The organism is Deltaproteobacteria bacterium (assembly GCA_020845775.1).
Lineage (GTDB): Bacteria > Bdellovibrionota_C > UBA2361 > SZUA-149 > JADLFC01 > JADLFC01.
The window spans coordinates 1-2,835 of the sequence record JADLFC010000026.1 but is presented as its reverse complement, the minus strand read 5'-3'; the positions used below and the strand labels follow the sequence as shown (position 1 = coordinate 2,835).

Genomic DNA, 2,835 nt, shown 5'->3' with positions numbered 1-2,835 from the left:
TTAAATGCTGGTTTAGGCAATTTTGGGGTGACTACCGCGCAGATTTTGATTCCTCTGGTAATGACAGTGGGTGTTTTTGGCGGTGAGCCCATGACATTAGTGAGTGAGAGTGGGACGTTGATTGGAAAGATTGCCGCAGGAAGTGAAACTTATGTGCAAAATGCTGGCTTTGTTTGGTTAGTATTTCTTATTCCGCTGGCCTTTGCTGGTTGGTTTGGGATGAACAACATAGTGACCGAAAGAGTTACTCCTGATCTTCCGTCGCCTTGCGGCGCTTTTGTTAAGATATCTGGACTCTTGCTAATCGCGCTAATTACTTCTGCTTTAGGTGTCGTTTCCATGCTGCCCAATGAGAAGGGAGTGGTTATGGTCAGTAAATGGATAGTCCTACCTTTGGTGATAGCATTAACTGTTTTAGCAATGCGCTACTTAACTAGGGGAGCATTGCAGCAAAACCTTATTCGGCAATATAAGATTTTTAATAATAAGCACACTTGGGCAATGACTGTTATCTACATGATGACCTTTGGCTCTTTTATAGGTTATTCTGCGGCTTTTGCGCTTTCTATAAAGGTTATTTTTGGATTTAAGCACGTTCTTGGCCCCGATGGAGTAATGCTTCACAATGTTGCCAATCCTAATAGCATTAGCGCTTTAACTTACAGTTGGGTGGGGCCGTTTCTTGGGGCTTTAATTCGACCGGTAGGGGGATGGATATCGGACAAGATGGGAGGAGCTAAGGTTACTCAAATAGTTTCTGTGGTTATGATATTTGCTGCGCTTGGGGTGGCTTATTATATGAAGGCTGCTTATGTTTCTGAGACGCCGGAAGTTTTGTTTTGGCCCTTTTTTGTTTTGTTTATAGTATTGTTTACGGCAAGTGGAGTTGGCAATGGCTCTACGTTTAGAACTATTGCAGTCGTTTTCGATCGAGAGCAAGCCGGCCCAGTTTTAGGTTGGACGTCGGCCGTTGCGGCTTATGGCGCATTTATTATTCCGATTGTTTTTGGGGAGCAGATTAATGCTAGGACTCCAGAATACGCGCTATATGGTTTTGCTATTTTTTATTTTGTTTGTTTGTTGCTAAACTGGTGGTTCTATTTAAGGCCAAATGCGTACGTGAAGAATCCCTAGTAAGCCTTTTTAGCTTAATATATTATGTCCGAGATTACAGTTTCAGAATTGCGCTTTAAACTGACGCAAGCTCAACAACGCTTGGAAGCGTTGAGGGGGTATCTTTGACCTTAGTGGTAAACAGTTGCGGCTACAAAGCTTGGAAGAAGAGGCGGGAAGTGGAGAGTTCTGGAGCGATCGCGAAAGGGCGCAGGAAGTTTTAAGAGAGCGCTCTCAAGTTTCTTCTCAAATTGAGGCTTTTAATAAACTTAGCTATGCCGCTGAGGAGTGCGAGGTGTTGCTTGAGTTATTAGATGAAAGCGCGGATGCCGACTTGTTGGATGAAGCGGCTGGGAAAATATCCCTTTTGTGCCAAGACATTAGTAGATTTGAGTTAGCTCGCATGCTTTCTGGCGAGCACGATAGCAATGACGCCATTGTGGAGATTAACTCTGGAGCTGGTGGCACTGAGGCTCAGGATTGGTGCGAGATGCTGCTTAGGATGTATCTTCGCTGGGCGGAGAAAAAGGGTTTTAAGACAGAGATCGTTAGCATTCATGCTGGTGAGGAGGCTGGCCTTAAGAATGTAGCTTTTTTGGTAAGTGGACAAAATGCGTATGGTTTTTTGCGTTCTGAGCGAGGAGTGCATCGATTAGTGCGCATTTCTCCTTTTGACTCTAATGCAAGGCGCCACACATCTTTTGCATCTGTGGGCGTCACACCGGATATAGAACTTTCGGCGGATGTAGAGATTAGAGATGAAGATTTGAGGATCGATACGTATCGCGCAAGTGGTGCTGGTGGGCAACACGTAAATAAAACTGATTCAGCTGTTCGCATCACTCATCTTCCAAGTGGTGTAGTAGTTGCGTGTCAGAACGAGAGATCGCAGCACAAGAACAAGGCGACGGCGATGCGTCTTTTGCGTGCTAAGTTGTATGAACTGGAGCTACAAAAAAATCAGGAAAAGTTGAGCAAGATTGCTGGGGAGCGGCGAAAGATTGATTTTGGTAGTCAGATTAGAAGTTATGTCATGCAGCCTTATCAACTAGTAAAAGACTTGAGAACCGATACGGAGATTGGAAATGTGCAAGCTGTTTTGGATGGGGAGATAGACAAGTTTATAGAGGCTTATTTGTTGTGGCAAAGCCAGTAGTTGTTTAAGTCGGTGTGCGGTGGCTATGGATCCAGCGAAGTATATGGAGATAGCTCTTTCTGAAGCTCGAAAGGGAGGAGAGGTCGGAGAGGTTCCTGTTGGGGCGGTGGTTGTGTTAGATGGAAAAGTTCTTGCTAGTGCGCATAACGAAGTTGAGAGGCTTAATGACGTTACTGCGCATGCGGAGATATTGGCGATTCGCCGGGCTAGTTCAAAGCTTTCTAATTGGCGTCTTTTGGACGCTAAGCTTTTCGTTACGCTTGAGCCATGTCCCATGTGTATAGGAGCTATGTTGTTGGCGCGGATAAAGGATTTGTATTATGGCTGTTACGACCCGAGACAGGGTGCGGCTGGATCTGTGTTTGACTTGTCGAACATTCTCAATTTGCCGCATAGGATAAATGTATATCCCGAGTTATTAGCTAAGGATTCACGGTTATTGCTACAGGAATTTTTTGCAAAAAAGCGCAAACAGCAATAATAGATAGGGAAGTTTTTTTATGGAGAGGTGTCCGAGTGGTTTAAGGTGCACGCTTGGAAAGCGTGTGTGCGTTAACCCGCACCGG

The 2,835-nt window shown here is 45.0% G+C and carries 3 protein-coding genes; all 3 read left to right on the top strand.

Going from position 1 to position 2,835, the window contains the following annotated elements; genetic code table 11:
* On the top strand, positions 1-1,134 hold a 1,134-nt coding region (locus IT291_01520), incomplete at its 5' end, for an antiporter (protein MCC6219899.1).
* Positions 1,135-1,158: 24 nt separating this feature from the next.
* A protein-coding gene (gene prfB / locus IT291_01515) for a peptide chain release factor 2 (protein MCC6219898.1) occupies positions 1,159-2,269 on the top strand; the annotation gives its coding sequence in 2 pieces (ribosomal slippage) (positions 1,159-1,236 and positions 1,238-2,269; 1,110 coding nt in all).
* 25 nt (positions 2,270-2,294) lie between these two features.
* Positions 2,295-2,750 carry a nucleoside deaminase gene (locus tag IT291_01510; protein ID MCC6219897.1) on the top strand — a complete coding sequence of 152 codons (456 nt, stop codon included), beginning with the start codon at positions 2,295-2,297 and terminating at the stop codon, positions 2,748-2,750.
* Positions 2,751-2,835 lie beyond the last annotated feature (85 nt).